General features: G+C 55.9%; 28 protein-coding genes. 15 read left to right on the top strand and 13 right to left on the bottom strand.

Annotated features, from left to right (window positions below):
- Window positions 1-4: 4 nt before the first annotated feature.
- A complete protein-coding gene (locus ACK4IR_RS03955; protein WP_409872712.1) occupies window positions 5-457 on the bottom strand; it encodes a hypothetical protein in 453 nt (150 codons plus the stop codon).
- 149 nt (window positions 458-606) lie between these two features.
- Between ACK4IR_RS03955 and ACK4IR_RS03950 the strand changes: the two genes are divergently transcribed.
- From ACK4IR_RS03950 to ACK4IR_RS03925, 6 genes are read left to right on the top strand one after another with little or no spacing between them, the layout of a single operon-like run.
- A complete protein-coding gene (locus tag ACK4IR_RS03950; RefSeq protein ID WP_409872710.1) occupies window positions 607-1,434 on the top strand; it encodes a thiazole synthase in 828 nt (275 codons plus the stop codon).
- Window positions 1,434-2,594, top strand: coding sequence for a glycosyltransferase (locus tag ACK4IR_RS03945; protein WP_409872708.1), 1,161 nt, complete (start codon window positions 1,434-1,436; stop codon window positions 2,592-2,594). The genes ACK4IR_RS03950 and ACK4IR_RS03945 overlap by 1 nt, the downstream gene beginning before the upstream one ends.
- 53 nt (window positions 2,595-2,647) lie before the next feature.
- Entirely contained in the window at window positions 2,648-2,818 is a 171-nt protein-coding gene (psb34, locus tag ACK4IR_RS03940) for a photosystem II assembly protein Psb34 (protein WP_409872706.1), read from the top strand.
- A 1-nt stretch (window position 2,819) separates the two neighbouring features.
- Window positions 2,820-3,437, top strand: coding sequence for a tRNA (adenosine(37)-N6)-threonylcarbamoyltransferase complex dimerization subunit type 1 TsaB (tsaB, locus tag ACK4IR_RS03935; protein ID WP_409872825.1), 618 nt, complete (start codon window positions 2,820-2,822; stop codon window positions 3,435-3,437).
- Entirely contained in the window at window positions 3,427-4,929 is a 1,503-nt protein-coding gene (locus ACK4IR_RS03930) for a CIA30 family protein (protein ID WP_409872704.1), read from the top strand. Before tsaB ends, ACK4IR_RS03930 begins: the two co-directional genes overlap by 11 nt.
- Before the next feature lie 13 nt (window positions 4,930-4,942).
- Entirely contained in the window at window positions 4,943-6,199 is a 1,257-nt protein-coding gene (locus tag ACK4IR_RS03925) for an exonuclease SbcCD subunit D (protein ID WP_409872702.1), read from the top strand.
- A gap of 258 nt (window positions 6,200-6,457) precedes the next feature.
- On the opposite strand, the gene era is transcribed toward ACK4IR_RS03925, so the two are convergent.
- Window positions 6,458-7,381 carry a GTPase Era gene (gene era, locus ACK4IR_RS03920; protein WP_409872700.1) on the bottom strand — a complete coding sequence of 308 codons (924 nt, stop codon included), beginning with the start codon at window positions 7,379-7,381 and terminating at the stop codon, window positions 6,458-6,460.
- A gap of 20 nt (window positions 7,382-7,401) precedes the next feature.
- Window positions 7,402-7,893, bottom strand: a complete 492-nt coding sequence (locus tag ACK4IR_RS03915; RefSeq protein WP_409872698.1) for an ExbD/TolR family protein — start codon at window positions 7,891-7,893, stop codon at window positions 7,402-7,404.
- A 75-nt stretch (window positions 7,894-7,968) separates the two neighbouring features.
- Here ACK4IR_RS03915 and gmk point away from each other — a divergent pair, with 75 nt between their 5' ends.
- On the top strand, window positions 7,969-8,541 hold the full coding sequence (gene gmk / locus ACK4IR_RS03910; RefSeq protein WP_409872696.1) for a guanylate kinase: 573 nt from the start codon (window positions 7,969-7,971) through the stop codon (window positions 8,539-8,541).
- On the opposite strand, the gene ACK4IR_RS03905 is transcribed toward gmk, so the two are convergent.
- A complete protein-coding gene (locus tag ACK4IR_RS03905) occupies window positions 8,538-9,260 on the bottom strand; it encodes an ABC transporter ATP-binding protein (RefSeq protein WP_409872694.1) in 723 nt (240 codons plus the stop codon). The genes gmk and ACK4IR_RS03905 overlap by 4 nt on opposite strands.
- 99 nt (window positions 9,261-9,359) lie before the next feature.
- Between ACK4IR_RS03905 and ACK4IR_RS03900 the strand changes: the two genes are divergently transcribed.
- Both ACK4IR_RS03900 and ACK4IR_RS03895 read left to right on the top strand, forming a co-directional pair.
- Entirely contained in the window at window positions 9,360-10,373 is a 1,014-nt protein-coding gene (locus ACK4IR_RS03900; protein WP_409872692.1) for a zinc-dependent alcohol dehydrogenase family protein, read from the top strand.
- Window positions 10,374-10,387: 14 nt separating this feature from the next.
- Window positions 10,388-10,744 (top strand): hypothetical protein, encoded by a 357-nt coding sequence (locus ACK4IR_RS03895; RefSeq protein WP_409872690.1) that lies wholly within the window; start codon window positions 10,388-10,390, stop codon window positions 10,742-10,744.
- 622 nt (window positions 10,745-11,366) lie between these two features.
- Here the strand turns inward: ACK4IR_RS03895 and bioD are convergent.
- Window positions 11,367-12,035, bottom strand: coding sequence for a dethiobiotin synthase (gene bioD, locus ACK4IR_RS03890; protein WP_409872823.1), 669 nt, complete (start codon window positions 12,033-12,035; stop codon window positions 11,367-11,369).
- Between the two features lie 67 nt (window positions 12,036-12,102).
- Entirely contained in the window at window positions 12,103-12,744 is a 642-nt protein-coding gene (locus ACK4IR_RS03885; RefSeq protein ID WP_409872688.1) for an L-threonylcarbamoyladenylate synthase, read from the bottom strand.
- Between the two features lie 183 nt (window positions 12,745-12,927).
- Here ACK4IR_RS03885 and ACK4IR_RS03880 point away from each other — a divergent pair, with 183 nt between their 5' ends.
- From ACK4IR_RS03880 to ACK4IR_RS03855, 6 genes are read left to right on the top strand one after another with little or no spacing between them, the layout of a single operon-like run.
- Complete coding sequence (locus ACK4IR_RS03880) at window positions 12,928-13,911, top strand: alpha-ketoacid dehydrogenase subunit beta (RefSeq protein WP_409872686.1); 984 nt, start codon at window positions 12,928-12,930, stop codon at window positions 13,909-13,911.
- Window positions 13,912-13,913: 2 nt separating this feature from the next.
- Window positions 13,914-15,344: a protein translocase subunit SecD gene (gene secD, locus ACK4IR_RS03875; protein WP_409872685.1), complete on the top strand. Its 1,431-nt coding sequence runs from the start codon at window positions 13,914-13,916 to the stop codon at window positions 15,342-15,344.
- Complete coding sequence (gene secF, locus ACK4IR_RS03870; RefSeq protein WP_409872684.1) at window positions 15,341-16,294, top strand: protein translocase subunit SecF; 954 nt, start codon at window positions 15,341-15,343, stop codon at window positions 16,292-16,294. The genes secD and secF overlap by 4 nt, the downstream gene beginning before the upstream one ends.
- 6 nt (window positions 16,295-16,300) lie before the next feature.
- Window positions 16,301-16,987, top strand: coding sequence for a phosphate ABC transporter permease (locus ACK4IR_RS03865; protein WP_409872682.1), 687 nt, complete (start codon window positions 16,301-16,303; stop codon window positions 16,985-16,987).
- Window positions 16,988-17,031: 44 nt separating this feature from the next.
- Window positions 17,032-17,754 (top strand): DUF3120 domain-containing protein, encoded by a 723-nt coding sequence (locus tag ACK4IR_RS03860; RefSeq protein WP_409872680.1) that lies wholly within the window; start codon window positions 17,032-17,034, stop codon window positions 17,752-17,754.
- A 44-nt stretch (window positions 17,755-17,798) separates the two neighbouring features.
- Window positions 17,799-18,566 (top strand): E3 ubiquitin ligase family protein, encoded by a 768-nt coding sequence (locus tag ACK4IR_RS03855; protein WP_409872678.1) that lies wholly within the window; start codon window positions 17,799-17,801, stop codon window positions 18,564-18,566.
- Here the strand turns inward: ACK4IR_RS03855 and ACK4IR_RS03850 are convergent.
- The 7 genes from ACK4IR_RS03850 to ACK4IR_RS03820 all read right to left on the bottom strand — a co-directional run bounded on the left by ACK4IR_RS03850 (window position 18,563) and on the right by ACK4IR_RS03820 (window position 24,337).
- The gene (locus ACK4IR_RS03850; RefSeq protein ID WP_409872677.1) at window positions 18,563-18,889 is read right to left on the bottom strand and encodes a hypothetical protein; all 327 of its coding nucleotides are present in this window, start codon (window positions 18,887-18,889) and stop codon (window positions 18,563-18,565) included. The genes ACK4IR_RS03855 and ACK4IR_RS03850 overlap by 4 nt on opposite strands.
- A gap of 144 nt (window positions 18,890-19,033) precedes the next feature.
- Window positions 19,034-19,129: a photosystem I reaction center subunit XII gene (psaM, locus tag ACK4IR_RS03845; RefSeq protein ID WP_011056052.1), complete on the bottom strand. Its 96-nt coding sequence runs from the start codon at window positions 19,127-19,129 to the stop codon at window positions 19,034-19,036.
- A 105-nt stretch (window positions 19,130-19,234) separates the two neighbouring features.
- Window positions 19,235-19,825, bottom strand: a complete 591-nt coding sequence (locus ACK4IR_RS03840; protein WP_409872676.1) for a PepSY domain-containing protein — start codon at window positions 19,823-19,825, stop codon at window positions 19,235-19,237.
- Entirely contained in the window at window positions 19,822-20,979 is a 1,158-nt protein-coding gene (locus ACK4IR_RS03835) for an ATP-binding protein (protein WP_409872674.1), read from the bottom strand. Before ACK4IR_RS03835 ends, ACK4IR_RS03840 begins: the two co-directional genes overlap by 4 nt.
- A complete protein-coding gene (locus ACK4IR_RS03830) occupies window positions 20,980-21,429 on the bottom strand; it encodes a hypothetical protein (protein WP_409872672.1) in 450 nt (149 codons plus the stop codon).
- 117 nt (window positions 21,430-21,546) lie between these two features.
- On the bottom strand, window positions 21,547-23,904 hold the full coding sequence (locus ACK4IR_RS03825) for a GH116 family glycosyl hydrolase (RefSeq protein WP_409872671.1): 2,358 nt from the start codon (window positions 23,902-23,904) through the stop codon (window positions 21,547-21,549).
- 40 nt (window positions 23,905-23,944) lie between these two features.
- Window positions 23,945-24,337: a Fur family transcriptional regulator gene (locus tag ACK4IR_RS03820; protein ID WP_409872669.1), complete on the bottom strand. Its 393-nt coding sequence runs from the start codon at window positions 24,335-24,337 to the stop codon at window positions 23,945-23,947.
- Between the last annotated feature and the right edge of the window lie 213 nt (window positions 24,338-24,550).

The following is a 24,550-nucleotide window of genomic DNA, read 5'->3' as shown; positions in this document are numbered from 1 at the left end:
CGGGTTAGGAGGAGCGATCGCCCTGCTCGACGAGGAAATTTTGGGACTGCCACTGCCGCACAATGCCGGTTAACTTGGTAACAAATGGGTCAGGGGCTAAATCGGGGTGAAATTCACTAATTCTCGTATCAGAACGGGTTTCTAAGGAGCGGGAGGGGGCAGCCTCAGGTACACTAATCGGCAATGACTGGCAGATGATGGCTTCAAACTCACTATTGAAGTGATAAATGGGTTGCTCACGCCGTTGCCACAATTCTAAAATTTGCTCGACGGAAATGGCTTTATAGCGCCCCAGATAGAGGGCTTCAATGAGGGCAAGGCGAATCCAGCGGGGAGGAAAATGGCGCAGCCAACGATCTAGGATGACCTCCACTGAGGAGCCATCCAGATCAAACCCATATTGACGTAGCAGGCAATCGGCAGCCTGAATGGCGGCATTGTTGCCAATATGTGCCATGCACCAATGTTGCACTCCCACAATTATGGTGCCTCTATGATGCCACAAGTTTTCCAAGGTCGCAGCAGCAAAGAGCGTAACCCTGATATTGTAGAAAGGCAACCTCTAGTGTCTTCTATTTAGTTAAGCGTTTGTTTGTTAAGTGCATCATGGTGAGTGCTCCTCCCTCTGAGCCATTAATTGAAGATGCCCCGTTAACGATCGCGGGGCGGCAGTTCCGTTCACGCCTGATGACCGGCACGGGCAAGTATCGTTCCATTGCGGATTTACAGGCCAGTGTTGCCGCGAGTGGCTGTGAAATTGTTACGGTAGCCGTACGTCGCGTTCAAACCAATGCTCCCGGTCACGAAGGACTTGTGGATGCCCTTGACTGGAGGAAAATCTGGCTGCTGCCCAATACTGCTGGCTGTCAAACCGCTGAAGAGGCGATTCGCGTCGCCCGTTTAGGCCGAGAAATGGCCAAGCTTTTGGGTCAAGAGGACAACAACTTTGTCAAACTAGAGGTGATTCCCGACCCAAAATACTTGCTGCCCGATCCCTTTGGCACGCTTACAGCTGCAGAACAACTGGTCAAAGAGGGATTTGCCGTTCTTCCCTACATCAATGCCGATCCCCTGCTGGCCAAACGCCTTGAGGAAGTGGGCTGTGTCACTGTGATGCCTTTGGCTTCCCCCATTGGTTCGGGGCAAGGCCTGCGCAATGCCGCCAATATCCAAATCATTATTGATCAAGCCAGTGTTCCCGTTGTGGTGGATGCGGGCATTGGCACGCCCAGTGAGGCTGCTGCCGCCATGGAGCTAGGAGCAGATGCGCTCTTGATTAATACGGCGATCGCCCAAGCGGGAAATGCTCCGGCCATGGCCAAAGCGATGGCCTTGGCAACCACGGCCGGCCGCCTTGCTTACCTAGCGGGTCGGATTCCGGTCAAAGCCTATGCCAGTGCCAGCTCGCCTCTTAGCGGCAGGGTTGGTGACTGATGCTCCGCGAACTCCCCGGCGGACTTCTTTTGCTCCTTACCCTCACTGGCAGCCTCTTCTACGCTGTAGCCTTGGGGGTGACTTGGCAGTTTTTTAGCCGCAAGCACCCTGTTGTCGCCGGCGTCGCTCCTTCGGTCTCGCTGCTGGTGCCGATTTGTGGGCTGGAAGCAAGGGCATGGCAAAATTGGTCTTCCCTGTGTAACCAAGATTACCCCACCTATGAGGTGCTCTTCGGGATTCAGGAGCCGACGGATGCCGCCCTTGCCGTTGTGGATGAGATTTGCCGCAGGTATCCTGAGCGTGCTCGCTGGTACCTTTGTGCGGAGCAGCATGGCTTTAACCCCAAGGCAAACAATGTTTTTCAGTTATTTCGCCATGCTCGCTACGAGATTATTGTCGAGGTGGATAGTGATGTAGCGGTGGATCGGCACTATTTGCAGACTATCATTGCTCCCTTTGCCGATCCGCAGGTGGGTGTTGTGACCTGTGGCTATGTGGATCCGAATCCCCAACGCCTGGGAGCTGCTTTTTTAGCCTTGGGGCGCTGTCTTGACTTTATCCCCGGCGTTTTAATTGCCCGCCGCCTCGATGGTGGATTGCGCTTTGCCATTGGGCCAACGGTTGCCCTGCGGCGTCAGGTTCTTGACCAACTGGGGGGATTTGCAGCGGTGTTAGACCGCATTGGCGAAGATTATTACCTAGGGTACCGCGCGTGGAAACTGGGCTATCGGGTTGAACTCTCACCCTATATTCTGCAGAACGACTGTGGCAATGATTCTTTCCTGAAGGCAGTACAACGGGAACTGCGCTGGGCACGCTCCATTCGCTGCAATCGTGGCAATCAGTATTTTGGCATGGTGTTTATGTTTGGCACCGTCTATAGTGCCCTGCTGTGGGGACTATTGCCAACCCCGTGGACATTGGGAGTATTTTTAGGGGTTCAGGGCATTCGCTGGTTGCAGGCCATCATCAGCATGATCTTGATGGGGACTCCTCGGTTGCTGTTGTGGCTGTGGCTATTGCCCCTGCGGGATGTGATGAGCTTTCTGATTTGGCTGGGGGGCTGTTTTGGCAATCGCATTTACTGGCGCGGTCGCTGGTTGCGGGTCTCTCGCCATGGTCAATTGCAAGAAATTGTTAAGGATTCTCAAGAGTCGTAAAGCTTGCTTGCTAGAATAGCTCCACCGTAACACTGAATTTGAGGTTTGTTTCGATGCGCTATACCACCGAGGAGGGCGGTCGCCTCAACAACTTTGCCATTGAACCCAAGGTCTATCAAGCGCCGCCTTGGACACCTCAGCAGAAGGTACGGGCAGCCCTGTTGGTCGTCGGAGGCTTGCTCTTAGTGGCTGGCTTGGTGGCGATCGCCATCGGAGTGAGCTAATCTGCTTTGTCTTGGGTTTGATACAAGCGATGCCACCTTGGTGGCCGGTCTCTACGATTTGGCAGCCGATCAACTGCTTGAGGTAAAAACATGGCTCTTGGGTCGAGACCTAGCCAGCCAACTTCACCCTTGCTTGGGGGAACTAATGGGTTCCCACACCTGGGAGGAACTGGGGGCGATCGCCATCGGATGTGGGCCGGGCAGCTTTACGGGAACGCGCCTAGGGGTGGTGACTGCCCGCATCTTGGCCCAAGAACTGGAGGTTCCCCTGGTGGGTCTGTCTAGCCTTGGCACAATGGCCTGGCACTATCGCCATGAACTGCGAGAACAGGATGGGGTGGTCTCTCGCCGTGCCCAACAGGGGCATCAATACCTTGGCATTTACCGTTATGAAGAGGGAGATTTCCATTGTGTTTGGGGCGATCGCCTGCTGGCAGACCAGGCAGCAGAAACACTCCTCGCCACCTGGCCGCACCCTTCCAAACGCCTAAGTCCCCCCCACCCCACCGACTATGGCCGCGCTCTGCTCACATGGGCAGCCCAACAGTGGCACGATACACTAAGGGCAGGGAACGAATTCCCCCATTGGTCAAGCGTGGTGCCTCTCTATGGCAAATAACTGGGAACTGGGTCGCTTTCTCGATACCCTGCGCTTTTTTCAAGCATTACCGTTTGTGGGAACGCTGGAGCCGCTGCGCCCTGTGCTGGCACCGCTTTTACCGGATTTCTTTCAGCCGCCTGCCTATCGCGGCAGTGGTCTTGTGGTGGTGATGGGAGCAACGGGGCGCACCGGTCAGGCGGTGGTGAAAAGGCTTTTGGCTCAAGGCTATGCCGTGCGGGCAGGGGTGCGCGATCGCGCCAAGGCGGAGAAGGTGCTTCCCCCAGACCCCTTTTTAGACATTGTTGTGGCCGATGTCACCCAGCCCCTTCCGGCCGATCTCCTGCAGGGCAGTCGGGCGGTGATCAACTGTGTCGGGACAACGCTACAGCCCAACCCCAACGCGCCACCCCCCGGCCTTGAAATTGTCGGTGCTTGTCCAGAGGCCGTTGAATTGTGGGGCATGCGGCATCTGTTGGAACGCGCCCAACCCTATTTTCAAAGCCAACCCAACACCTATCCCCTTTTTGACTATCGCTATCCCACGCCCCCGTTGAAGGCGGTTTGGGGTGCCCTCGACGATGTGGTCATGGGCGGTGTCAGTGCCAGCCGGTTGTACCTCAAGGATCGCAGTGCTCTTTTTACGGGTCTGGTTTCTACGGAAAATTCCGGCGGGTTTGTTTCCATCCGTACCCGCAACCTCACCCCACCCCTCAATCTCCAAGGATACACCGGCATTCAACTGCGGGTTCGCGGGGATGGTCAGCGCTATAAATTTTTCCTGCGCAGTGACCCCGCATGGGATGGCGTTGGCTATGCTATCTCCTTTGATACGGTGGCCGATCGGTGGATTACCCTTGAGTTGCCCTTTAGTCACTTTATTCCCGTGTTTCGGGCACGCACTGCGCCCACGGCTCCGCCCCTCAATGTGGGGCAAATTTACTCGCTGCAACTGATGCTGAGCAAGTTCGAGTATGACGGTGCTCTCAACCCCCACTTTCGCCCCGGTACGTTCAGCCTTGAGATTGAGTCCATCCAAGCCTATGGAGGAGCGCCGTTGCCGCGCCTCATTCAGGTGAGTTCGGCGGGGGTGACCCGTCCGCAGCAAGCGGATCTTGACCTAGGGGAGCAGCCCTTGGCGGTGCAATACAACGAACAATTGGGGGGCATCCTCACTGGGCAACTGGCGGCAGAAAATATGCTGCGCCAAAGTGGCCTGCCCTATACCATTGTCCGTCCCTGTGGCTTGACGGATAAACCCGGTGGCCAAGAGCTGCGTCTGGATCAGGGCGATCGCCCGCAGGGTGCGCTACCCGATTGCCGGACGGGGTCTCTGAGTCGTGAAGATTTGGCTACCTTTCTGGTCAGTTTGCTGAATTTGCCTGTGGCCTGCTATCGCACCGTGGCAGTGGCGGCCACCGATCAAGCAGCCGAAGCCTATCCCCACTGGGCGGCACGCCTTGCCCAACTGCCGAGGGATTGCCTCCAGCCCACTGAAAGCGATCGCCTTTAGGAGACGCTCTCAAATGGTGCGTTTTCTCCACGTGGCCGATGTGCACCTTGGCTTTAATAAGTACCGTCAGGACAATCCCAACCGCATGTTGGACTTTTTCACCGCCTTTGACAGTGCCCTGCAAACCTATGCCGTTGAAGCAGGGGTGGATTTTGTCCTGATTGCCGGCGATCTGTTTGAGGAGCGCCTGATTACCCCCGGCGTTCTCAATCAAGCGGAGTACGTCCTCGACAAAGTGCGATCGGCGGGGATTCCCGTGCTGGCGATCGAGGGCAACCATGACAACTGCCCCTACGGCGCCAAATCCAACTGGCTGCGCTATCTCTGTGAAAAGGACTACTTATATCTCTTGGAACCCGATGAAAACGGCCAACTACAACCGTGGGATGCCGAAGCAGCGCGGGGTGGGTACATTGATCTTCCCTGTGGCGTACGGGTCATCGGTTCCCGGTGGTATGGCGCCAGTGCCCCCCGTGCCATTCAGCAGCTTGCCGACCAAATTCAGGCGCTGCCGCCCCCTAGCGGTGCCACCCTTTTGCTCTTTCACCACGGCCTTGAGGGGCAAGTCTCCCGCTACCAGGGGGCATTGCGCTACACCGACCTGCTGCCCTTGCGCCAAGCGGGGGTGGATTACCTGGCTCTAGGGCACATCCATCGCTACTACACCGTTGAGGATTGGATTTTTAACCCCGGCGCCGTTGAGGCCAATTCCATTCAGGAAAATCAGCAGCAAAATCCGCACGGAGTGTTGTTGGTTACCCTCGATCGGGGGTTCCCCCAAGCGGAACTCAAGCGCGACTACTGGCAGCGTCCCATCCGCCGCTACACCCTTACCCTCACCCCCGGTGACACCGTAAGCCATGTTGAGAGCCAACTTCAACAACTGGTGCAGCAGCATCGAGCCGAGATGGCAGAGGCAATTGTTGATGTGACCCTCAAAGGGGAAGTGGGGTTTGAGCGCGGTGATTTAGCGGTGCGATCGCTCCAAGCGCAATTGCAAGAAGCCGCCCAGGCCTTTATTTTTCGCTTGGGCTTTGCAGCAACCCCTGTGGCCTATCAAACCTACGCCGATGCGACGGCCGAGCCACCTCCCCGCGCCCAGATTGAAGAGCAGGTGTTTACGGATCTGCTGGCCAGTGTTGCGGAGTATCGCGATCGCGCTGAAGCCTTGGCCAAGGTGCTGAGGCACATGAAGGAAGATCTGCTGCAACCCAATGCCAATATTCCTGCCCTTTATGAATGGCTGGCCAATTTATCTCCTGAGGACTAGAGTTGGTCTGGTAGGGGAACAAGTGGTTGATTCGCCACGTTCGTGAACCGGCCAGCAGGCGACTGGAGGAGGGCATTTTCCGGCTGCGCCAGCCGTTGTTGGGCTAGTTGATTGAGAGCATTGTAGCAGTAGCCCGCCATCGCAAAGGCGCCGGCCGCATCCCGCCCGTGGATTATTCGCTGCCGTTGAGCTGGCGATAGGGGCGATCGCCCCCCTCCCTTTCATCCCCTACAAATCAGCTTCCTGCAGCTCATTGCCTCAATCCTTCTCGATTCGATAGCCCAACTCCGCCAAGCGCAACCGATCCTGTCGCCAGCGGGGACGTACCTTCACAAACAGTTCCAGATAAATCTTGCCACCCATGAGGGTTTCCATTTCTTGGCGAGCAGCGCTGCCGATTTGTTTGAGCAGCTGACCCCCTTGGCCGATGATGATGGCCTTTTGCGTGGGACGCTCGACATAAATCACCGCGTGGACACGAGTCAGATGGCGCTCCTGCTGCACCATTTCAATCGTGACCGCCACCGAATGGGGGACTTCTTCGCGGGTATGGTGCAAAATTTGCTCGCGGATTAATTCCGCCATGATGAAGCGCTCCGGCTGATCGGTCACCATTTCTGGTGGATAGTAATAGGGGCCAGGGGGCAACTGCTCTTCAATGGCCGCTTGCAGCAACTGAACCCCCTCTCCCGTCAGCGCCGAGCAAGGATAGCTCGGCCAAGGGCCAAGGGTCTGATATTCCTGTTGCCGCTGTGCCCGTTTCTCTGCCGGCAGCAGGTCAATTTTATTGATGGCCATTAGAACCGGCGATTGAGTTGTGGTCAGCAGAGCCGCCACGTAGCGATCGCCCCGACCGGGCGGACTGGCAGCATCTACAACAAACACAATTGCATCCACCCGATTGAGCACCCCCTTGGCATTGTGCACCAATACTTCCCCCAGCCGATGGTGGGGCTTATGGATGCCGGGGGTATCCACAAAGATGAATTGAGCCGTGGCGGTGGTTAGGATGCCCCGGAGCCGATTGCGGGTGGTCTGCGCCACGGGGGAGGTAATGGCCACCTTTTGCCCCAAAAGATGGTTAAAGAGGGTGGATTTGCCCACATTCGGGCGCCCCACCAAAGCCACAAAGCCAGAGCGAAAACCCGCCGGAGCCGCAGGAATGCTTGGAAGCGTTTCCACTGTTACTGTTAGTCAACCCTCTATCGGGCTGGAGTCGTGGGGGACTGAGGATTCAGCGGGGGTGAGGGCAGAGGGGTTGGTTCTGTGCTGAGCACGGGTTTTTCCACCGGTTGGGTTGCAAGGGCAACACGGCTACCCCCCACCGAACGCAGCAGATCTAAAACTTGGATGACCTCGTTGTAGCTGACCACCTGTGACGCCCGCAAAATCACCATTCCTTGCGGATTCGTTTTCAAATAGGTGGCGAGGCGTTCATAGAGTTCACTGCGGTTGACGGGGTCTTTATCCACAAAGAGTTGGCCCGCCGGATCAATGCTGACCACCAGCATCTTTTGCGACTGGGATTGACCGGTGCTGGCTTTGGGCAAATTCAAGGTAATGGCCTGCTGCCGCGTTAGACTCACCGCCGCCAAGATAAAGAACGTGAGGATACAAAAGACCACATCAATCAGGGGCAGCATTTCAATGCGGGCATTTTCACTCTCACCGGGCAAATGAATCTTCACGGTCATTCCTCAACCACGCTGCCTTCATGATAAAACGCTGAGCAAACACAGTAGGATGAAAAAGTTTCCCCCCGTGCAGTTATGACCACAACGCCCCGGCCCGGACAACTGATTGTAATTACCGGCCCTAGTGGTGTCGGTAAAGGAACGCTCCTACGCCACCTGCGGCAGCGACATCCCGAACTGGCTCTTTCGGTTTCGGCGACCACTCGTCCACCGCGCCCGACGGAGGTTGAAGGGGTGGATTACTATTTTGTGTCTGTGGAAGAATTTAAGGGCATGATTGCCGCCGGGCAACTTTTGGAATGGGCAGAGTTTGCCGGTCACTACTACGGTACGCCGCGGGCACCGCTGCTTCAGCTGATTGCCCAAGGAAAAACCGTCATCCTTGAAATTGAGCTGCAAGGGGCACGCCAAGTGCGCCAATCCTATCCCCAGGCGCGTCACATTTTCATTCTGCCGCCCTCTTTAGCGGAACTCGAACAGCGCCTGCGCTGCCGCGGCCAAGACAGTGAGGAGGCGATCGCCCGCCGCTTGGCCCAAGCGGAAACGGAAATTGCCGCTGCCCCCGAATTTGATGTGCAAATTGTCAATGATGATCTGGAAAAAAGCCTGATTGCCCTGGAAACGGCAATTTTTAGCCCTGCCCCCTAAGGCTCTGCCCGTACAATGCCGAGGTAGAGTTCCCCCACTTTGGGGTCATTGAGCAATTCGCTGCCCAGCCCTTCATAGCGGTCTTTGCCCATTTCCAACACATAGCCGCGATCGCTCATGGCGAGGGCTTTGCGGGCATTTTGCTCCACCAGAATAATTGCGGTGCCTTGGGCATTAATCTCCTTGATTTTGGCAAAGACCTCATTGACCAGAGCCGGCGAGAGGGCCGCAGACGGTTCATCCAAGACCATAATTTGTGGATCGAGCATCATGGCGCGCCCCATGGCCAGCATCTGCCGTTCGCCTCCCGAAAGGGTTCCTGCCCGTTGCCAACGGCGCTCCGCCAAGCGGGGAAAGGTGTCATAGACCCGCTCTTTGAGAGCCTTGAGGTTGCCGCTTTTGGTAAAGGCCCCCATCTCCAGATTTTCCTCAATCGTTAGGGTGCGAAAGACATTGGCAATCTGCGGTACATAGCCAATTCCTTTTTTGACAATTTGGTTGGGACGCAAGTAGGTAATATCCTCTGCGGCAAGGGTAATTGTGCCAAGGCGGGGAGTGAGCAAGCCGGCGATTGTTTTTGCCAATGTGGATTTTCCGGCGCCGTTGGGGCCAATGACCGCCACCAGCTCCCCGGCTTCAAGACGAAAATTAACACCCCGCAAAATATCTACATCGGGAATATAGCCAGCATAGACATTGGTAACTTGGAGCAAGCTCATGGTGGAACGGAGATCGCCAGCGGCTCAACATCTTAACATGTAGCATAGGAGCTGTGCTGAAACCGCTATTGTCGTCCTAGAGAGACGCCTGAAAACAAAATGAAAGCAATCGCCATTACAGAATTCGGTGACCCCGACGTGTTGGTGCTGCGGGAGGTTCCAGAACCCGAAATTCAAGCTGCCGATGAAGTAAAAATTCAACTGCGGGCCGCCAGTGTCAACCCCATTGATACCAAGCTGCGCCAGCGGGGCACGTTTTTTCCGGAGCGCCGACCTGCGATTCTCGGCTGTGATGGAGCCGGGGTGGTCGTGGCGGTTGGGGCAGCGGTACAGCGGTTCAAGGTGGGGGATGAGGTTTATTTCTGCTACGGGGGGCTAGGCGATCGCGGTGGCTGTTATGCCGAATATACCGTTGTCCCTGAAGTGGCCGTGGCCCACAAACCCCAATCCCTCTCGTTTATTCAGGCGGCTGCCTTGCCCTTGGCTGTGATTACCGCTTGGGAAGCGTTGGGCGATCGCGGCGGGGTTCCCCCCCTGAATATCCTCTCCACGGCAAAAACCGTTCTCATCCACGCCGGGGCGGGCGGGGTGGGGCATCTGGCCATTCAATTGGCCCGGCGATCGGGCGCAGCCGTTGCTACAACCATTAGCTCCCCGGCCAAAGCCCGCTTTGCCGAAGGTCTGGGAGCTACCCTTGCCATTAACTACACCACCACTGATTGGGTGCAGGCGGTCTTGGATTGGACAGGAGGCAAGGGGGTTGACTTTGCGCTTGACACCGTAGGCGGCCCAACCTTTGCTGAAACCTTCAAAGCGGCGCGTCCCTATGGCACCCTCGCCACCCTCTTGGAACCCGCCGCCGATACGCCGTGGAAAATTGCCCGCCAGCGCAACCTCTTGATCCAACTCACGCTGATGCTGACCCCGCAACTCATGGGGTTGAGGGATGCCCTTGCCCATCAGGGCAAAATCCTAGAGCAGGTTGCCACCCTTGTGGATCGCGGCGAGCTACAGGTGGTTGTGGATAAAACCTTTCCCCTCGGTGCCGCAGCGGATGCCCATCGCTATCTTAGCCAGCGCTTGGTGCAGGGGAAGGTGGTACTTGTTCCGTAATTGGGGATAGTTTGATGGTTGCCCAGCTCCTTGCCACCCTGTTCATAGGGATGGAACCGAATCAATCTGTGCCGACCCTCACTACTCAAACGACCCACAGCCACATCTATCGAGTTTGTCGCATTTTTAATGGACAGCTGAGCTATTGTGGTCGCCGGTTCACGGGAGAGACAGTGCTGTTGCATAACAATTTCTATCGCACCTGCCGCATTTTTAGCGGACACCTCAGCTATTGTGGTCGCTGGTTCACAGGAGAGACGGTACTGTTGCACAACAATTTCTATCGCACCTGCCGTGTCTTTAACGGGCGGCTTAGCCATTGTGGGCGTTGGTTTACCGGAGAAACGGTGGTGCCGGCGCCGCAGCGCTAACCTATTCAGGTTGAGAGGGGGGTATAGCTCTGGCGGCATGGGTGCCGGTTGCAGGCTAACGGTTTGGCCAGAAGTGTTGAACGACAGTTTGAAGGGGTAGAAACAAGGGAAGAAATATCGTATTCTTCCCTTAAAGAATAGAAAAAGTGTCAGCTTACTATGTCATCTTTTGCAGCGATTGTCAAGTCTATCCTCAAGGGTCTCAGCCCTTGCGACTCTCCTGTGTTGAACTCCCAACTACTGTTCAAATCTGGCTGACGTATGTTCTCGACGCGAGCTTGAACAGCATGAGAGCCTTGTTTTATCGGCTCAATCAGTCAGCGAATAAGACACGAAATCCAGAGTGCTTTTAGAGCTAGTAGATATTCCTGTATCCTTTGGGAGAAAACTGTTAGATAAGTTACGATGATTTGCAACTAGAACTCAGTCGGCGATGTTCCTTGCCTCTTGAAATGTTAAGTTTTGTTGCAGGATTCAACACTTCTGCTCTACACCGTGATTCAGCCGCGATCGCCCCAGCTCTTGCCCTTTAACAAACCTACACCCCTTAGCGTTCCAGATTCCCCAAGCTACCCAAAATTTGCCGCGTTGTTTGCTGTTTTAATTGCTTCTCTCACCGTCCTCAACGCCAAAGCAGATCCAGCGGCCATTCAGCCACTATTTCCGCTAACTCCTCATTGGAGTGTTGACCCCAGGGCAGCACCCCCAGCACGGGCACTTGGGTAAAACGCCTGAGAAATTCGGGAGGCGTCCACTGGTCAATCTCCGTGTCGCTACAGGGGGTGACACAGTTGAGAATTAGACCGCGAATGTCCAGCTGGTACTGCCGCGCCAAGGCAATATTGGCCACAATCTGAGCGATCGCCCCCAAGCGCACCGTTGCCACCAAGACGATGGGCAGCTTCCAAGCCGCTGCCAGATCGGCCACCGTCCACTCCCAAGTAATGGGCGACCCCAGCCCCCCAATCCCTTCAACTAAAAGATAATCGAACCGTTCCTGAAGCTGCCGATAAGTCTGCCACACCGGCCCTAAGTCAATCGGGCGCTGCTCCAGCTCGGCTGCAATGGGCGGCGCAAGGGGGGCTGCAAAACTCAAGGGACACACTTCGGCGGCGGTTTGTTCAAGAGGCAGCGTTTGGCAGTAGTAGTCCCCATCTCCGATTTCGACCGCCGTACCGCTTTGCAGGGGTTTGAAAATGCTCCAGCGTTCTTGGGGGCGATAGCGACGGGCATAAGACCACAGCGCCCGCGTGATCCTTGTTTTGCCCACGGCGGTATCCACCCCTGTAATTAGGAGAGACCGGCAGTGCTGAGAAATGGTGATTCCCCCCTCATGCGAAAAGGCTCAATCATTATATCTATTTCATTAAATGGGACGGCAAAATAATATTGGGCAATATGGGTCGCAAATCGTCCACAGACACAGGGCCAAAGTTCATGATGGTGGGATATTCAAGGGTAAAGTCCACAAGGGTTCCCCTGCGCCCATACAGACAGCGCCCCCCATCCACAATCAGGGGCACGTGCTCACCGTAGTATTTCTGGGCATCTTCAAAGGTGACAATGAGTTCGGTGCCTACTTTCACCGTGGCTGCCACCAGAAAGAAGGGAAGAGCGCCCACCAGATCGTAAATAAAGCGATCTGGACAAGCTAAATAGACGCAATCAAACCCCTGCATAATCTGGGGGTCGAGATGGGGTTTGCCCTTCACAATCATGGTGACGGGGTAGGGAAAGTGGGCCAGCATTGTTTTTGCCTCTGGGGAGAGGTCTGCCACTTCCGCCGCGCGATCGCCCCGTGTGAGAATGGCAAGCGGTTGCTCGGTGCTAAAGTTCTTGAGAGCGCGCAGGTTCGCGATCGCCCCCGGACTTGTGCCGTTGACAACAAAGCTATAGACTGTGGCCATTGGCAGAATGATGACCTGATCCTGCGCTAAGTGGGCTTGAATGGTTGGAAAACTGCGGGTATCGGCGGGCAGCGATCGTGCCAAGGTGGCCATGTTAAAGACTCCAAGAACAGCAGCAGGGCATTTTTCCCTTGATCTGTAGTCTATGGCGAGGAGGTCGTAGGGGAAGTTGAAAAAAGATTGCATTTAATAATGAGTCTGATAAGCGTGATCGCAAGCAGTGCAGTTTCAACTACCCTAGGAAATAGTCCTTAATTGAGTGTATGCCGCGCAACCATGGCCGAGACCTTCATGTTTAATGCCCTCCGGGCTGCCATTGATGAAGAAATGGAACGGGATCCCACCGTATTTGTGCTAGGGGAAGACGTGGGACATTATGGCGGCTCCTACAAAGTGACCAAAGACCTCTACAAAAAGTACGGTGAACTGCGCCTGTTGGATACCCCCATTGCCGAAAACAGCTTTACGGGGATGGCGATCGGGGCAGCAATGACGGGCCTGCGTCCCATTGTCGAGGGCATGAACATGGGCTTTTTGCTCTTGGCCTTCAACCAAATTGCCAACAATGCCGGGATGCTGCGCTATACTTCGGGCGGCAACTTCAAAATCCCGCTTGTGATTCGCGGTCCCGGCGGTGTCGGCCGCCAATTGGGAGCAGAGCACTCCCAGCGGCTAGAAGCCTACTTTCAAGCGGTGCCGGGCTTAAAAATTGTGGCCTGCTCCACCCCCTACAACGCCAAGGGCTTGCTCAAGTCGGCAATTCGCGATTCCAATCCGGTGCTGTTTTTTGAGCATGTGCTCCTCTACAACCTCAAGGAAGACTTGCCAGAAGAAGAATACTTGCTGCCCCTAGATAAGGCTGAGATAGTCCGCAGGGGGGAAGAGGTTACCATTTTGACCTACTCACGGATGCGCCACCATGTGCTGCAGGCGGTGAAAACCCTAGAAAAAAAGGGCTACGACCCGGAAGTGATTGACCTGATTTCCCTGAAACCCTTGGACTTTGAGACGATTGGGGCCTCAATTCGTAAAACCCACCGCGTGCTTATTGTCGAAGAGTGCATGAAAACGGGGGGCATCGGTGCCGAACTTTCCGCTTCGATTATGGAGCGCTACTTTGATGAGCTGGATGCGCCGGTGATCCGTCTTTCTTCCCAAGATGTGCCCACACCCTACAACGGCACCCTCGAGAATCTCACCATCGTGCAACCGCCGCAGATTGTGGCGGCAGTAGAGAAGCTGGTGCAAGGACAGGTTTAACCATGGGCAAATATCGCGGCTGGCTGATTGCCATTGTGGTGTTGCTGATGGCCGCCACATGGGTCATTGTACGCACCCCGGCTCGACTGGGGTTAGATCTGCGGGGGGGTGCCCAACTGACGTTGCAGGTGCAGACCACGGACAAGGTGCCGCAGATTACTCCCCAAGTGCTGACGGCCGTTCAAGGGGTGGTGCAGCGGCGGATTGACGGTCTGGGGGTTGCCGAAGCAGTGGTGCAAACGGCAGGGGAGGACAAGCTCTTGGTGCAATTGCCGGGGGTAACGGATCCCCAGCAGGCGGAGCGGGTTCTCAAAGGGACGGCACAACTGCGCTTTGCTTCCCAGAAGCCGGGCACAGAGGCTCAACTGAACATCGAGCGACAACTTCAGTCACAACTGCTTTTGGAGCAGGCTCAACTGTTGGCCGAGCAGGCGCAAAACGCCAACAATCCTGAGGCTCTCAAGGAAATTGAGGCAAAGCTGGCCAAAAACCGGGAATCCCTTGAAAAAAGCCAGCAGGCGATCGCCAGCCTATTCCAGCCTTCGGAGTTAACAGGCGCAATGCTGCGGGAAGCCTTTGCCAGCCCCGTCGCCCCCGGCTCCCCCAACTGGAGCGTCATCGTTCGCTTTGACAGCCAAGGGGCGGAACTCTTTGCCCAGCTGACAAAAGAAATTGCCGGTACGGGGCGCAGTCTTGGGATTTTTCTTGACGATCGCCTGATTAGTGCGCCAACGGTAGCCGTAGACTATGCGGAAACGGGGATCGTAGGGGGCAGTGCCGAAATTTCCGGTGGCTTTAATGCCCAGAGTGCCAATGATCTAGCGATTCAGTTGCAAGGGGGGGCGCTGCCGGTGCCCCTAGAGGTGGTGGAAAACCGCACGGTGGGCGCCTCCTTGGGTCAGGATAGCATTCGCGATAGCCTCTATGCCGGTGTGGCGGGCTTGGCCTTGGTGTTGATCTTTATGGTGGCCTACTATCGCCTGCCGGGATTGATTGCCGATATGGCATTGATGCTTTATGCCATCTTTACCTATGCGGCGTTTCTCCTGTTTGGGGTGACGCTGACCCTGCCGGGGATTGCCGGCTTTATCCTCAGTATTGGCATGGCGGTGGATGCCAACGTGCTGATTTTTGAGCGCACCCGTGAGGAGTTGCGGGCCGGAAAAACCCTCTACCGTGCCGTTGAATCGGGGTTTGATCGCGCCTTTGCCAGTATTCTCGACAGCAATGTCACCACCCTCATTGCCTGTGCGGCCCTCTTTGCCCTGGGAACGGGATTTGTGCGCGGTTTTGCTGTGACTTTGGCCATCGGCATCGGCATTAGTATGTTTACCGCCCTCACCTGTAGTCGCACGTTCCTGTTTTATGCCATTAGCATTCCTAGGCTGCGTCAGCCACAATGGTTTTGTCCAAAACTGGAGAGCTTCCGATGAGCTTTAGGGTCAATCGCCGGCGATCGCTCTGGTGGGGGGTATCCCTTGGTGTCATTCTCGCCGGCTTGGTTGCCATGGCCCTCTCTTGGGCGTCCCTCGGGAGTCCCCTGCGGTTGGGCTTGGATTTTATCGGGGGGACGCGGCTGCAATTTGAACTGGCCTGTAGTGCCATGGGAACCTGCTCGCAGCCCATTGCAATTGATGTGGTGCGTCAAGTGCTCAACCAAGAGGGATTGGGCAACAGCAGCCTGCAAATTGTCGATCGCTACGGGGTGAGTATTCGCACGGTGCCCCTCGATGGGGAGCGGCGCACCCGTCTTCGGGATGCCCTCAGGCAGAAAATCGGTGACTTTGACCCCCAGAAAACGCAGATTGAAACCGTCGGCCCTACCCTAGGGGCAGAAATCCTGCGATCGGGACTGCTGGCGCTATTGGTGTCGTTTATTGGCATTACGATTTATCTCACGCTGCGCTTCCAGTTTGACTATGCCTGTTTTGCCCTTGTTGCCCTTGTCCATGATGTGCTGGTAACCACAGGGGTCTTTGCCGTTTTGGGACTTGTGGCGGGGGTGGAAATTGACAGTCTTTTCATCGTGGCGCTGCTAACGATCATTGGCTTTTCGGTGAACGATACGGTGGTCATCTACGATCGCGTGCGGGAAACCCTAAAGCTGAATCCTAACCTCGGCATTCAGGAGGTGGTGGATCAGGCGGTTGTGCAAACCCTGGGTCGCTCCCTCAATACCACCCTCACGACGCTCCTGCCCTTGATAACCATCTTTATCTTTGGCGGCGACACGCTGCGCTATTTTGCCTTGGCGTTGATCATCGGTTTCACGACGGGCACCTATTCCAGTATTTTTATTGCCAGTACCCTCCTTGCTTGGTGGCGCGATCGCCGGCCGCCCCGGGCTGCGGCGAATACCCTGGAGACAACGCCGACCCCCTAACCGATTGTGCTCATTCCCCTCACCCAAGAGAAAGTCCGCCAATTGGTGCCGCTGGTGGCCACGGGTTCCCAGTATGCCTATGTCTGGGGCAAGCTGCAGGACTTTCTGCGGCGCTTAACCTTCTCCGTGGTGGCGGTGGCCCTGGTTGCCTTTGGTTTGAACTTTGTGGGAGATAGCACCCAACTGGTTTTAGGACTCATTGCCGGTCTCTATTGGCTCTGGGCACCGGCGGTATTGGCCACATTCCGCAATCGTCGCCATCGGCGGTTTCCCTATGGGGGCTTTTGGCGCGGGCGCGTCTTGGATGTCTATGTCAGCGAAGAGTTAATCGGCAAAGAGGAAACTGTTAACGACAAGGGAGAACTGGTGATCATCGAGAACCGTGAGCGCTGCTTGAATCTGGAGATTGGCGATCAAAGTGGCTTTGAAACCAGAGTGCGTGCCAAGTTGCTGCGTCAATACCGCGTCATTCGCCCCGGCGATGCAGCGGAAATGCTGGTTCTCTCCCGCCGTCCTGATTTGGCCGAGATTGAGCTGATTTCAGAAGTCTTCTTACCCCGCCATCGTCTGTGGGTAGGCACCTATCCGATCTTGCAGCGGGATGTTTTTGTTGATCTGTCGCAGACCCTGCGGCGCCAGGCGCGTTCCCAATCCCGGCGGCGATCGCCCCGCCCCCGCGGTTCCCGCCTGTGATACCTTAAGGAAAGAAATAAAAGTTAACAATTTCCGATATTCCCTTGACTGCGCTGACTTCCCCCTCTGTTTTCCCCTCGCTGCGCCTTGGCTCCCGGCCGGCGTGGTTCCTCTTTGGCTTTGCTGCCTTCTTGGTGTCGATTCCCGTTTTTATTGAAGCGCCCCTCGTGCGAACGATGCCTTGGCTGAGTTTAGGTATGACGCCGCTACTCCTCGGCTTGGGTCTCTACCTCCAACGCCAGCTCTACTTCCGCTATTGGGGGGAGATGCTCTATGGATTTGGTTGGTGCTGGGGGGCAGGTTCGCTGTACTGGGGGTGGTTGCGCTGGGAACCCCTGTGGCACTTACCCATTGAGGCGCTACCTATTCCCCTCATGCTCTGGCACCTACGGCAGCGGCAGCAACCGGTGGGGGTGTTCTTTTTTTTCGGGTCGTTTCTGGGCACCGCCTTCACCGATGCCTATTTTTACCTGATTGATGTGATTCCCCATTGGCGAGCCATCATGTACCTCGAAGGGGATGTCATTGCAGTTCAGGAGATGCTGGCGCAGGCGATTGCTCAAGCGGAGACCTTCAGTGGCCAAGTGTGGGGAGTTCTCTTGAGCCTAAGTTTGCTTCTCATTGGTTTGCTGCCCCTCTTTGAATCCCAGATTCGTCGCGGCTATCCTTCGGTCTTGCCCGTGTGGGGATTTATGGGTGCTGTCTTGAGTACGCTCATTGTAGATGGCCTGTTTGGCCTTACCATTGGCTTATTATCCTTGAGTTAAGACAGTTCTCTCTAAAGTCAGCACAGAGGGATTCAACGGCAGCCATGGGGGTTTTTGCGCACCTTTGTTTAACGGGTTCGGCCTTTCTCTTTGCCCTTGAGGGCTATTATCGGCTGAAGCTAAAGGGAATGAAGGTGGCCAGCCCTAGCTCCATTCGTGAGTTACAGCAATGCCAGCAACGGGTGGCACAGGAAATTGGTAGTGGCAGTTGGCGCGAGTACGTGCAGGTGGTTGGTCAAGTGACCACGTCTCAGCCCTTGCTCTCGGAAGTCAAGCGCATTCCCTGTGTTTATTACAAAACAATTATCAGCCGCGAGTACGAAAAAGAGGGTCGCGATCGCCGCAATCGTCGAGAACGCCAGTCGGAAATCATTGGCCGCCATGAGCAGTCAACCCTATTTTTTCTGCGAGATCATCAGGGGGAAATTGAGGTGAACCCTCTCGGCGCTGACATTGAAGCGGTGCAGGTCTTAGACGAACTGCGACCAACAGATAAACCCCATTCCTTTGCCTTCTCCTTGGGGTTTTTGTCATTAAATTGGCGCTTTGGTAGTACTACAACGCTCGGCTATCGCTATCAGGAGTGGGTGCTGCCCTTGGGGCAACCTGTTGCCGTGGTGGGCATGGCCTCGGATCAAGGGGGTGTTCTCCGCCTGCAAAAGCCGCAAAGCAGGAGCCAAAAATTCATCATTTCCCTGAGTGTTGAGGATCAGCTTACCCAGCAGTATAAACAACAAAAACGGAAAATGACCTATGCTTCCCTGAGTGCCGCCCTCTGTGGTGTCTGTGGTTTGGTCTTGGCCTTGTTTTAGTCAGGTTCTTGCTTCGGGTTTTTAGGTTGTACCCAGATGATCCGCCGCTGATTGGCAGCAATTAAATTGGCTTCCTCTTGGGCAATGCGCTGCCGGGCTTGGGGCCGGCGATCGCGCTCCAGTTCCCGTTGCAATTCTTGGACGCGCGCCTCCAGTTGCGCCACTTCGGCTTCGAGGGCATGGAGTTTTTGCAGTTGAGTGAGCTGATAGGGCACCAGCTTGGCGATCGCCCCAAGGCCAAAGGCAAGCAGCACCAGATTCACCGTAATTTTGGCAGCGGCTTCCCAGGCGATCGCGGGAATTTTACGAGGAGAGTGAGCCATGACTCAACCGTGAACGGCGATTTGTCTATCAGTATAAAAAGAAAAAAGCAGCCCCCTTCTCTAACCAACAACATTGGGAACCGCCTCATAAATTTTAGGTTGGCGAAATGAAGTGATGCAGCCAGTTAGCGATAACAGGTGCAACTACTTGTACAACTCAGTGGACAGCCGAAATGCCAGCACCGCAGGCAGCAGTGCAATCACAAGGGCAACGTAAACTTGGGTATCGGTCAGCGCCATGAACAACTCCTTTAGGGAATAACAGTTGCGATCAAGTGCTGTATTTATTACCCCATAGGCGCTTCCCTTTGGCAACGCTTGCTCATAGTTTGTAACATTTGGCAGCTAGGTCTCTGGGGTGATCCTAGGACGCCAGTGGGGCAGCCGTCGTAGAATCGGCAGCATCGAGAGTCCCGTCCCCAGAAGTGTCAGCAAACTTAGCCCCACCAAGAGAACGTAGAAGGGACGCCCCACTTCCCCCCAATAGGTTCCCTGATGCAGGCTTAGGAAAATCGCCGCCTCTTCTTTGGAGAGGCCAAACCAGTTGCGCCCAAGGCGATAGGCCATGCCTGTGGTGGCACTCACGAGCAAGGGCAATGCGGCAACGGCAGCCAAAAGATGATGCAACCGCCGTGCCGACCACTGCGCCGGGAGCGATCGCCCCCACAACAGACCCAAGCCGGTGGCAATGATTCCCAGCAGGCCAAGACCGATGACCAACACATACAGCGGCACGCCCCATTCCCCCAGATAGCGGCCTTCATGGAGGGTCATCATCGCCCGCCCAAAGTCCTTAGATAGCCCCAACCAACTGCGCCCAAGGCGATGGGCAATTCCCGTGGTGGTGGAGATCAAGAGGGGAAGGGCAAAGATCAAAACCAAGAACTGATGCCCTTGACTGCTGATTTTTGTCAGACGCTGTTTCAGAGCACTCATCGTTCTACCTTCATTGGCAGAGGAATCGTCAACATAAAGGCGGTACCGCGATCGCCCCTGTAGGGACTGGTGACCTGTAGGCTAAGACCATAGGGACGCAGCAAATCCTGGGCGATCGCCAACCCTAGACCGCTGCCCTCAATTTCGCCATCGGCTTGAATGCCGCGATACCCCCGTTCAAAGAGGCGCGACTGCACCTCCTTAGGAATCCCACAGCCGGTGTCCCAAACTGTTAATTCTAAATCGGGGGGCGTAAGCGTCAGGCGCAGCCCAATCGTGCCCCCTGGCGGGGTGTACTTAAAGGCATTATCCAGCAGATTACCGACGACCTCCTGAAGCACCCGTGCCTCCAGCCAGATCGGGGGCAGTTGACGCGGCATCTCCACCACAAAGGTTTTGCCCTCCATTTCCGCGCGGGCTTGGGCGGCAGTGATCAAGGGGGAGAGGGCTTCGGCCAAGTCTAGGGGTTTACCGGCAAGAGGCAGAGGTTGGCTGCCCGGGAGGGGGGGAACATCCTTGTGCTGTTGGCGACAGTCCTCCAACAATGTCATGAGCCGCTCTGTTTCCCGCGCGATCCCCTCCGCAAGAGGGCGCCCTTGGTGATCGGGTTCCAACCGCTTAAGCAGGAGCTTAACAAACGTGCGAATGGCGGCCACGGGATTGCGCAGTTGATGGAGCAGATCGTCAAAGCGTTGCTGCTGTTGCGCCGGCAGGCTAGATGGGGAGTGGCTAAGCCACTGTTGCCGTTGATCCAAGACGCAGGCGATCGCCAGTGTTTGAGCCACCTGTTGCAGTTGAACCTGCTCTGCCGCCAGCCAAGGCCGCTGCTGCCGTTGTGCCACCAGTACCCCCAAGACCCAATTTTGGTACATCAGGGGCAGGATCAGTTGATGGGCCAAGGACGACACCACCTGTTGAGGGGGATGGCTTAAAGGAGTCGCCGGCGCTTGGGTGGGCGGTGGTAGGGGTGGAGGAGCCGGAAAGCCTAGGGAGGCTGCCGCCTCGGGATAAACAGCAACAGGAGACCACGAGGGGGAGTCATTGAGGGTTTCGCTCAGATAAACCGCCAGTGAAGAGGCTCCCAAACTGTTGACAATAAGTTCCAACTGGGTGCGACAGAGGGCAACAAATTCCTCACTGGCCGGCCAGAGCATCTAGGCAGTCACCTCGGGGTGACTCGACGATTGCGGCAGCAGGGCTTGAAAGTCACCACTCCCCTTGGTGTATTCTTCCAGCAGCTGCTTTTCAACAGGCAGCAGGTTGGGGTCGGGGTCGGCCTCCTGCTCCCTTAGGGTTTCCTCGATCAGCTCCATTTGTTCCTCGGCCTCGGCAAGGGCACTGAGGAGTTCTTCGTGAACGGGAGCACTGCCGTTTTGACTGACGAGAAGCTGGTAGCGATCGCGCAAGTCATTGAGTTCCCGCTGCATGGCCTCTTTTTCGGCAGCAAGCTGCTCTGTCATTTGCTTGTAATATTTGAACGCCATCAGAAAAGGGACGAGCTTTTCCCGTAGCGTCATGTGGTCAATATCGAGTTTGGTATAGCGTTCTGCCAGTTGGGTATAGGCTTGGCACAGACGTAGGTAACGTTGGCTGAGGTTATCCATAGGTGATCTAAAGAAATGGCTGTGGACGCGCTACCCCCTATCATAAACGGGCAGACCATTGGTCACCATTGTGAGGGGTTCATAAAGCGAAGCAGTGTAAACTAAGCTACAAAAATTTTAATTGAGTTGTGATCCCCGGCTCACCAGTGCCAGTGCCCAGATTGCTAGGGGGCGCAGGTACATAGAGGCACGGAAGGTACCATTGGCCGTGATCGCCTCTGGGGTACGAAATTGCAGGCCATTCTCATAGATTTGGCGTACTACCACCTCAGCTAAGCGCCATGCTTCGTGGGTCATTCCCCGCTGCCACAAAAAGGCGGCCAAGCCAAAGTTAATCCCGATCCAGACTTCGAGGGGATGGGTGGCGTTGGGGTTTTCGGGTTGACCGTTGGGCAATAGGCCATTGGCAGCACCCAATTGGCCGTTCTGAAACTTGAGAAAGCAGGTGTCGTAAATTTTCCGCAGGGCGCGATCGCAACAGGGCGGCGGCACAATATCCTCAAGGCCTAAAAGCCGAGCGTAGAATTGACCACACAGCTGATCCGCCATGACGACCTCCGAGCCGCTGCCCGTATCGAGACGATAGTACTCGCCATTCCACAGCAGTTGATGGTAGCGGGGGCGAGCTTGATTCAGCCACTGACGGTAGGTCTCCACCTGCGGTTCTTGGAGAATCGTGCCGAGGGCGATCGCCGCCTCTAGGGCAGCTAACCACAAGCCACCACAGTAGGCACTCACCCCCTGCAATTTCCAATCGTCATAGGTTTGATCCGGAGCACCGCCATTTTCCGGCAGGCCATCGCCATCGCGGTCGAATTGTTTCAAGTAGGCCAAAGCCGCTACCACGGCCGGCCAGCACTCACGGGCAAAATCGAGATCCGTTCCTCCGCTAAACAAAAAGTCGCGATAGACCAAAAGAACAAAGTCTGAGGCCAAGTCCTTCCAGAGGTTGCAGTCTTGGTAGGCCGTGTAGTTGGTCTTTTCCCAAGGGTGCTCGTTGGGGGCGCCGAGGTCGTGGGGAACGGCATTGGCCAGTTTGCGGGGTGCTTTGTAGGCGGTTTCCGGATCACCGCGATAGAAGTAGCCGATGATCCTCAGGGTTGGATCTGCTGTGGGAATTGCCCGCGCAAAGGCACGCATCACGGATTTTTCTAGCTCCGGCCACAGTTGCAGAAGGGCAAAAGAGCCGTACAGCCGCACATCGAGGCTTTCATACCAGCGGTAGTCAAGGCATTCTAAGACGGCAAACTGCCCCACAGGATCGCGATCGCTGGCCGCACTCCACAGACTCCCGCCACTACTGAGCACATACAGCTCATTACAGAGAGCCATCTTGAACCAGTCGGGCCAATCGGGGTGCGTGAGGAGGGGTTCCTGCCAAGCCCGAATCTGCGCTTGCCATGTGGCATAGGCGGCAAGACCCCTAGCGGCAAGGGTGACGGCATTTGTGCCGTGGCGATCGCAAAAATCCGTGTAGCGACGGTAATAGATCACCCCTTTGCCAAACTCAGTTACGGGAAAGTCCCACGCCAAGACCACGGGAATTTGTTTGGTTTCTCCGGCTGCTAAGGAAAAGCGCAGGGCAAAGGCGGCAGCCACCTGTTCTCCTGCCGTTGCGGGGGTCGGATCATTGACAAAGGGCAGGGAACCATCCTTAGAAAACGGTTGCCACAGTTCTGCCCCATCCCCCTCTGGCTGCCAGCGACTACAGCCAAAGAATTCACCAAGACCTGTCGGAATCAGCGCTGCCCATTCGCCATCGCCCTCTTGGGGTGGGTTGGGGTGGGGGGTATGGCGCAGTCGCCAACCTTGATAGCACTCCGTTTGAATCAGTTCATTAAAGTTGCCCTCACTTTGACGCCAGCGGGGGGTGTAGGTATAGACGGGGCTGCCATCGTCGCGGATCTCAATGGCGGAGGAAGGGGTAGTATTGCAAAACCAACCGACCGTGTTTTGCCACGAAAACATCAAGCTCAGGGTGAGGAGCCGATCCGTGGGATTGGTGAACGTCCATAGAAACACCGCCACAGGGTAACTGGTTTCTTGGTAGTTGTGGGGCAGAATCGGTGAAAACTGTTCGCAGGTAATCTGGGCGCTAAAGACCCCCTCATAGACAAACCAACTACGGGGATAGCGGGCGGCGTAGAGGCCTTGACCGGCGGGGTACCATTGCCAACTGCTGAGGCGGCCATCGGTGGGGGGCGTTCCTAGGGCGTAGGCCTGTGTCTGCTCTCCCTGCTCAAAAAGACTAAATTGACAGGCGGGTAGGGTGCCAAAGAGGTGCTCTCCGCCATCAAGGTGCCAGAGGTTAAAGTCCCCGGCGGGGGAACGGCCAATGCAGCCGGCGCCAAAACCACCGAGGGGCATTCCATGCCATGGGCCATCATCCAGATTGCTGGCGTAGCGAACGCGGTAGGGATTCTCCCAGCTTTGGGCGATCGCCCGCGTCCAAGCACAGTTGGCAAATTCAATCACATTCTGCTTCCTGAAGATGCGCCTAATCCAGAATACTGCTTTAGCGTTGTGCCAGCATTTGGCAGTTGGCACAGAGGCCAAAAAACTCAAGGGTATGGTAGAAAATCTCGAACTGATAGGACTCTTGTAGTTCCGTTTCTAAATGCTGCACCGGACAGCGATCGATTTTCACCGATGTCCCACACTGCAAACAGGTGAGATAGTGCTGATCCTGCTGTACCAAGCTATAGACCAGTTCCCCGCTGGGTAAGGAGCGTGTTTGCACCTCACCATTGATGCGCAAGTGATCTAAAGTGCGATAGACGGTTGCCAGGCCAAGGGGGGTCTGCCGCTGCCGCAGTTCCAAAAAAAGTTCCTGCGCCGAGAGTGATCGGCCACTGGCTTTAAGAGCATCGAGAATAATGATTTGGCTACGGGTACGTCGCCGCGGCATAGCAATCAAACAACCTTACTTATGATCTTACCCTCACCCCTGCAGCTACCTTTGGCCTAACGATCAGAACTTGCAGCCAATCAGTTTGGATCACCCAGCCACGCCCGCGATGGCCTTGGCCTTCATAAATCTCCCGCTGGGTTTCAACGGGGTGGAGCCACGCTAGACCGGCCAGCTCTGTCTTGCTAGATCGTGGAGCACTTCTAAGGTAGG

The sequence above is a fragment of the Thermosynechococcus sp. genome (assembly GCF_046299635.1).
GTDB lineage: Bacteria > Cyanobacteriota > Cyanobacteriia > Thermosynechococcales > Thermosynechococcaceae > Thermosynechococcus.
The sequence above is the reverse complement of the archived record's forward strand: the minus strand, read 5'-3'. Positions and strand labels throughout refer to the sequence as shown.

Bases quoted from the DNA above. Each gene is read 5' to 3' on its own strand.
- psaM (WP_011056052.1), bottom strand. From the start codon at position 19,129: ATGGCGCTGACCGATACCCAAGTTTACGTTGCCCTTGTGATTGCACTG.
- ACK4IR_RS03855 (WP_409872678.1), top strand. From the start codon at position 17,799: ATGGGGGTTTTTGCGCACCTTTGTTTAACGGGTTCGGCCTTTCTCTTT.
- ACK4IR_RS03915 (WP_409872698.1), bottom strand. From the start codon at position 7,893: ATGACCGTGAAGATTCATTTGCCCGGTGAGAGTGAAAATGCCCGCATT.
- ACK4IR_RS03840 (WP_409872676.1), bottom strand. From the start codon at position 19,825: ATGAGTGCTCTGAAACAGCGTCTGACAAAAATCAGCAGTCAAGGGCAT.
- gmk (WP_409872696.1), top strand. From the start codon at position 7,969: ATGACCACAACGCCCCGGCCCGGACAACTGATTGTAATTACCGGCCCT.
- ACK4IR_RS03900 (WP_409872692.1), top strand. From the start codon at position 9,360: ATGAAAGCAATCGCCATTACAGAATTCGGTGACCCCGACGTGTTGGTG.
- ACK4IR_RS03830 (WP_409872672.1), bottom strand. From the start codon at position 21,429: ATGGATAACCTCAGCCAACGTTACCTACGTCTGTGCCAAGCCTATACC.
- ACK4IR_RS03895 (WP_409872690.1), top strand. From the start codon at position 10,388: ATGGTTGCCCAGCTCCTTGCCACCCTGTTCATAGGGATGGAACCGAAT.
- secF (WP_409872684.1), top strand. From the start codon at position 15,341: ATGAGCTTTAGGGTCAATCGCCGGCGATCGCTCTGGTGGGGGGTATCC.
- ACK4IR_RS03950 (WP_409872710.1), top strand. From the start codon at position 607: ATGGTGAGTGCTCCTCCCTCTGAGCCATTAATTGAAGATGCCCCGTTA.
- ACK4IR_RS03955 (WP_409872712.1), bottom strand. From the start codon at position 457: ATGGCACATATTGGCAACAATGCCGCCATTCAGGCTGCCGATTGCCTG.
- secD (WP_409872685.1), top strand. From the start codon at position 13,914: ATGGGCAAATATCGCGGCTGGCTGATTGCCATTGTGGTGTTGCTGATG.
- ACK4IR_RS03945 (WP_409872708.1), top strand. From the start codon at position 1,434: ATGCTCCGCGAACTCCCCGGCGGACTTCTTTTGCTCCTTACCCTCACT.
- ACK4IR_RS03930 (WP_409872704.1), top strand. From the start codon at position 3,427: ATGGCAAATAACTGGGAACTGGGTCGCTTTCTCGATACCCTGCGCTTT.
- ACK4IR_RS03905 (WP_409872694.1), bottom strand. From the start codon at position 9,260: ATGAGCTTGCTCCAAGTTACCAATGTCTATGCTGGCTATATTCCCGAT.
- psb34 (WP_409872706.1), top strand. From the start codon at position 2,648: ATGCGCTATACCACCGAGGAGGGCGGTCGCCTCAACAACTTTGCCATT.
- ACK4IR_RS03820 (WP_409872669.1), bottom strand. From the start codon at position 24,337: ATGCCGCGGCGACGTACCCGTAGCCAAATCATTATTCTCGATGCTCTT.
- ACK4IR_RS03885 (WP_409872688.1), bottom strand. From the start codon at position 12,744: ATGGCCACCTTGGCACGATCGCTGCCCGCCGATACCCGCAGTTTTCCA.
- ACK4IR_RS03925 (WP_409872702.1), top strand. From the start codon at position 4,943: ATGGTGCGTTTTCTCCACGTGGCCGATGTGCACCTTGGCTTTAATAAG.
- ACK4IR_RS03835 (WP_409872674.1), bottom strand. From the start codon at position 20,979: ATGCTCTGGCCGGCCAGTGAGGAATTTGTTGCCCTCTGTCGCACCCAG.
- ACK4IR_RS03850 (WP_409872677.1), bottom strand. From the start codon at position 18,889: ATGGCTCACTCTCCTCGTAAAATTCCCGCGATCGCCTGGGAAGCCGCT.
- ACK4IR_RS03880 (WP_409872686.1), top strand. From the start codon at position 12,928: ATGGCCGAGACCTTCATGTTTAATGCCCTCCGGGCTGCCATTGATGAA.